We start from the raw sequence: 4,832 nt of genomic DNA on the forward strand, positions 1-4,832 counted from the left end.
CAATCCCGGTTGGATTTGCGCTGATAGTGTAAAGCGGGATAACTCTCGGTCAGTCTTCTAAGAAGACTGGCTCAATAGCCCCCTTTTAGGGGGCCGAGGGCAATTCCGCATTCTAAGAATGCGGATTTTTACTTAAACAAAGTCAAGGAGTATCTAGTCAATAACGACGTTAATTGGGAGCACGTGGCGCCTTCATATGATACTCTTTACCCAGTGAGCGAGTAAACACACAACAAGTAAAGGCTGACGACGCCGTCATTTTGCACCTCCGGTGCTTGTGGCATGTGTTAGTCATTTTAGGAGGCAAGTGAGTGCAAATATTTCTGAAAACGTTTTTTGTCATAGTTTTGTTTTATGTCCCAATAATTCATGCCGGTGGAGAATCAGAAAATCTTGAATCAGAGTTCGCTAAATGTGGAGAATTTACAAGCTATTCGGAAATAGAATTCTGTTTTTCACAAACTTATAGTCAAAGTGATAAATTTCTTAATAGAGAGTATTCTCAGCTAATTCAATACCTGGACGGCCTAGAAAACAAAATTCATAAAAAAAGACTCGTAAATACACAGAGGACTTGGATCAAGTTTAGAGATTCCGATTGCAAGTTTTATAGTGACGGTCAAGCAGTTCGATTGAACAAGTGTCTTTCAGAAAGGACAATTCAGCGACTTAAAGAGCTAGAAAGCTTCAATGTTAATTACGCAATGGGTTGTAATGGCTGCCCATGGTGATATGCCTAACAATGCGCTGCAGCCGACTTCAAACTTCCAATTTTGTGCACTTTATGCGGTAGAATAATGATACAATTTTCAGTACTAGCAATAAAAATATTTGCGGCATATTTAGTTCTTAGCAATTTAGGGAATAGCTTACCCTTGTTCTTCCAGCCTGGAGCTCGGGTTGAGGCACCTACCTGGGCTCTAATTGGCTGGTTGATTATTCCTTTGGTTATCGGTATTGCTCTTTGGTTTTGTGCGTCAACTATTGCACAAAAAATAATTTCTGTAGATGCCGAAGAAACATCGTTATCCGAAGACGGCTTGGTAGCAGCAGGTACTTTTCTTATTGGAATTTATTGGGCACTAAGGTCTGTGGGGGCTATCGTCGGTCAACTATCATCAGTTGGCACTGTTAATTATGGTTACGTCATTGTATTTATTATTTCAGTGCTCCTAATATTTGGTAATAAAACTATCATCAGGATTTATCGTAAACTCCGCACGGCCTGAGTTGCCGCACAACAAGCGGTGTAGTGGTGCAGGTTCTCCACCCCATATACCTCTGCCAATACCAATATGGGAGGGAGTGGTTAAGGCGTCAATCCGGTACCATCAAGGGGGTAAAAAAAAGGGGGGGTGAATGTACAGGTTTTGAGTGATTGCCCCCGTAAAAGGCTGTGTACGAAACTTCTCCAAGTTACCTAAAGCTAGTATGAAAAATACTGTATAAGCGCCTCCAGTTTGGTACACTGGTCCACCTAGCTGATTGTAATATATGGGGTTAATACCTCCTTGTGGCTCCTGAGGTCGCGGGTTCGATCTCCGTCGGCCACACCATATAAAGTCCTTATTTATCGAGGAGTTAAGAACTCTGCCAAGAGCAGGTTTTTTTGTTTTGGCCCTTAGAGGGGTGATTCCAAGGGGGTAATTTGAGCCCCAATCGAATTTTCCAGCGCGTCCAATTGGATAGTTGTCCAGTGTTCTTGTACCTGAGGGATTTCTTTCAGGTACCAACACGCTTGTAAGTAGCGGGTACTCTGGAAATAAAAAATTCTTCCATATTAGGCATTGCGTAGTCACCCGTCCGAGACTTCCTTGATGGAGCCATGAATGAAGGATAAAGACATATGTGCCGAAATTAGGCAGTTGTTATTCAATGATGTTCCTAATACTACTGGTGATATCCATATACTTTTTGGGAAATTTGCAGGTACTTTTTTGATTTCTGTATGGACCGGAAGGTTTAGAAAGAGGAGAAGTTCTACATTTTCTCCCGGTATTCCTTCGAAGCTCGCCGGGCTTGTAAAAGATTTAAAGGTGTTCTACCTAGAAAATGAGATGGGGGACTGCAACGTTATGCATTATGTTTGCTAATTACCACTCTTGCTAAGTTATAGATAGCTGTATATAAATACAGATATTTGTTTGATCTGCAAAGAAATTCACCATGGCTCACAACAAGATGCAGTTTCAGAAGGGCATTAGTTTGACCCAATTCCTTAAAGAATACGGAAGTGAAGAGCAGTGCTTCAACGCGCTTTGCCAATGGCGTTGGCCAAACGGCTTCTGTTGCCCTCACTGCGGACATGACAAACATTGCGACCTATCTTATCGCAAGCTCAAACAGTACAATTGATGTCGACGTCAAACGTCGGTCATTTCTCGTACATTCTTCGACTCCACAAAGTTAACCCTTACTACTTGGTTCCTCGGGATTTTTCTCATCACTCAGGATAAGAAAGGCATTTCTTGTATGGAGTTGTCAGGTCATTTGGGTATCTTTTACAACGCAGCTTGGCGTATGAAGCAAAAACTTATACAAGTGATGATGGAACGAGACTACCAATACAAACTGTCTGGCTTCGTTGAATTGGATGACGCCCATCTTGGTTGAGAGCGTACTGGATGCAAGCCTGGCTGCGGAGCCAAGGGTAAAACCCCCTTTGTGGCTGCCATCGAAACCACCAGGGAAGGACACCCCACCCGTATCAAGCTCTATGTTGTCAAAGGCTTCAAGATCAGCGAAATCTCTACGTGGAGCAAGAAGCATCTCTGCAGCGGTAGCACAGTAATCTCCGATGGTCTTGCGTGCTTCACCGCCGTGAAAGACGCCAGCTGTGCGCATGACAAGATTGTTTGTATTGGCGGTCGGGCTTCTGTTGAAGAACCTGAATTTTATTGGGTGAATACTGTGCTTGGTAATTTAGAGAGTGCTCTGCGTAGCACCTACCATGCGATTAGGGCGAAATTTGTGAAGCGTTATTTGGCTGTATTTCAATATCGGTTTAATCAAATATTTGATTTGTCCGCGCTCATTCCCCGACTTATTTTTGGCTCACTCCGTACACCACCAATGCCGGAAAGGTTGTTGAAAGTTGGCGTAGCATAGGTGGTAATTGGGTTATGTTTTGATGCCTTCTTCAAATAAATATGATCTCGAATTTGACTACTGTAAAGAGCTGAAGAATGATGAGATAGATTTTTCGAACTACGCAAAAAGGCTTGATAAGGCTTCAAAAATTCACCAAAAGCACTACCGGAAATTATCCGCTCCCAGTAAGATTTTTTATCTGCTGTCCGTTGGTGTGTCCCTTTTACTCTCAATTCTCGCCTTGTTGAGTAAAACAACTTTATCTGCGGTGTGGTTGTAGCGCTCCATCATGCTGCGAGTCTTGTGTCCGCTGAATTCCTGTTTGTCGCCTTCGAAATCTGAAATGCCCTTTATTTTTAAATCGTGAAACCGAAACCGGTTGTGAAGAGTGCCAGCCTCGGCGGCAACTTTCCTATCGCCTGGACGTACAGCCTGCAGGAGATTTTTCGGGCACCATAGCGGTGCCAAAAGTCCCCGCGCTGGGGGAAGGCACCAAGGATTCCAGGGTGTAGGAGTACGCCCAGGAGCACAAACTCGCGTTACTCACCAAAGACAAGGATTTCGTGGACTACTGGCGCCGCTTCGGCCCACCGCCGAGGATGGTGCGAGGGGATATTGGCAACAATGTGTGCGTGCGAGCTATCGAAACCCTGATGAAGAACAATAAGCGTCGGGTGCTGGAGTTTTTTAGCGGAGCCTGGAACCGGACTGTTGGTACTGAATGGGGGCTAGCCTGCTTATAATGCCTCCGTTCAGATGCTATAGATTCAGGAGGTCGCAGCCTTCACCCTGGTTATAAGCCATCCAGAAGCATAGAGCCTCCTCAAAAATTGTCGATAGTTATTAAGGCAGCTATGCTATCTCCCAGCGGTTATTGACATAATTGATGACTCTCCCTTTGAGAGGAAAGGCGTATTAATTACCCCACAAGTTCAATGTTGGTGTAGGAGTTTGAAGGATACGACTGGCCATCTTTTACCATTTTGATTCGATCATTTTCGAGATGGATTGGGAATATCGTGATTAAGCGAACTATATTATTTATTGTAGGCCTGTTGGCATCCTCTTCAGATAATGAGCTGTAAGTAATATGATTAAGTCTTTCATCTTTGTAATCATTAGCGTGCTTTTAGCTTCCAAGGGAATTGCTGCTGATGTGTTCCCCGCTAAGCGTATCGCAAGTTATTGGTTAGAAAATAGCTCGGGATTAGGACTTTCTGGTTTGACTTTTTGTGATCAATTAATAAGTATTTCCCCTAAGAATAACAAAATAATCTATAAAATATACAAAGGTGGTCAGCACGCCAAGCTAGACCCTCACATAAATATGTTTGGGTTGGCGATTCCTCAAAGGGGTAGACCTAAGAGAGTTTCACACTTTGTTATGGACCTTTTTCGGCCCGAATCGGCGATGCGTTTTGGCGGGATTTGCTGTCGAGATGATGGCACCTTTGTACTGAGCGAGCGTTATCATAAAATAGCACGTGTATATAGAGACGGCAGGGCAATCTGGCTACATGATAAATGGTCATCGGTGATAGGGCATCTGGGTTATACATTGAAATACAATAATGGTGGGGAGGGAATTGTAGAGGTTGAAGATGACTTGTGGATTGCTATGGAGCGGGAACCTAGGGGGTTGTTATTAACCCGGTGGCTCTATAGTTCTGTATAATACCCAAATGGATATTATTGATGCAAGAAAATTACCCGCTTCCGCGCAGGAAGAGAAACGCCGAACT

5 protein-coding genes and 2 pseudogenes are annotated in these 4,832 nt (G+C 43.7%); 6 read left to right on the forward strand and 1 reads right to left on the reverse strand.

The genetic code is table 11. The annotated features are described in order from the left end of the window. Nucleotides 1-311 precede the first annotated feature (311 nt). The 4 genes and pseudogenes from ACCI49_RS23530 to ACCI49_RS23545 all read left to right on the forward strand — a co-directional run bounded on the left by ACCI49_RS23530 (nt 312) and on the right by ACCI49_RS23545 (nt 3,108). Nucleotides 312-731, forward strand: a complete 420-nt coding sequence (locus ACCI49_RS23530) for a lysozyme inhibitor LprI family protein (RefSeq protein WP_371841683.1) — start codon at nt 312-314, stop codon at nt 729-731. A gap of 66 nt (nt 732-797) precedes the next feature. Further along, a complete protein-coding gene (locus ACCI49_RS23535) occupies nt 798-1,229 on the forward strand; it encodes a hypothetical protein (RefSeq protein ID WP_371841684.1) in 432 nt (143 codons plus the stop codon). 600 nt (nt 1,230-1,829) lie between these two features. Next, on the forward strand, nt 1,830-2,093 hold the full coding sequence (locus ACCI49_RS23540; protein ID WP_371841685.1) for a hypothetical protein: 264 nt from the start codon (nt 1,830-1,832) through the stop codon (nt 2,091-2,093). Nucleotides 2,094-2,166: 73 nt separating this feature from the next. Further along, nucleotides 2,167-3,108, forward strand: a pseudogene (locus tag ACCI49_RS23545) (IS1595 family transposase). 177 nt (nt 3,109-3,285) lie between these two features. Here the strand turns inward: ACCI49_RS23545 and ACCI49_RS23550 are convergent. After that, entirely contained in the window at nt 3,286-3,558 is a 273-nt protein-coding gene (locus tag ACCI49_RS23550) for a site-specific integrase (protein WP_371841687.1), read from the reverse strand. A gap of 56 nt (nt 3,559-3,614) precedes the next feature. Here ACCI49_RS23550 and ACCI49_RS23555 point away from each other — a divergent pair. Both ACCI49_RS23555 and ACCI49_RS23560 read left to right on the forward strand, forming a co-directional pair. After that, a pseudogene (locus ACCI49_RS23555) lies at nt 3,615-3,833 on the forward strand (DUF5615 family PIN-like protein); the annotation flags it as partial. Nucleotides 3,834-4,180: 347 nt separating this feature from the next. Further along, nucleotides 4,181-4,765, forward strand: a complete 585-nt coding sequence (locus tag ACCI49_RS23560) for a hypothetical protein (RefSeq protein WP_371841688.1) — start codon at nt 4,181-4,183, stop codon at nt 4,763-4,765. The last annotated feature ends 67 nt before the right edge of the window (nt 4,766-4,832 follow it).

The organism is Microbulbifer epialgicus, assembly GCF_041447265.1.
GTDB lineage: Bacteria > Pseudomonadota > Gammaproteobacteria > Pseudomonadales > Cellvibrionaceae > Microbulbifer > Microbulbifer epialgicus.

What these genes read in the sequence shown, in the direction of transcription:
- ACCI49_RS23540 (WP_371841685.1), top strand. Translation starts at nt 1,830, where the DNA reads ATGAAGGATAAAGACATATGTGCCGAAATTAGGCAGTTGTTATTCAAT.
- ACCI49_RS23535 (WP_371841684.1), top strand. Translation starts at nt 798, where the DNA reads ATGATACAATTTTCAGTACTAGCAATAAAAATATTTGCGGCATATTTA.
- ACCI49_RS23560 (WP_371841688.1), top strand. Translation starts at nt 4,181, where the DNA reads ATGATTAAGTCTTTCATCTTTGTAATCATTAGCGTGCTTTTAGCTTCC.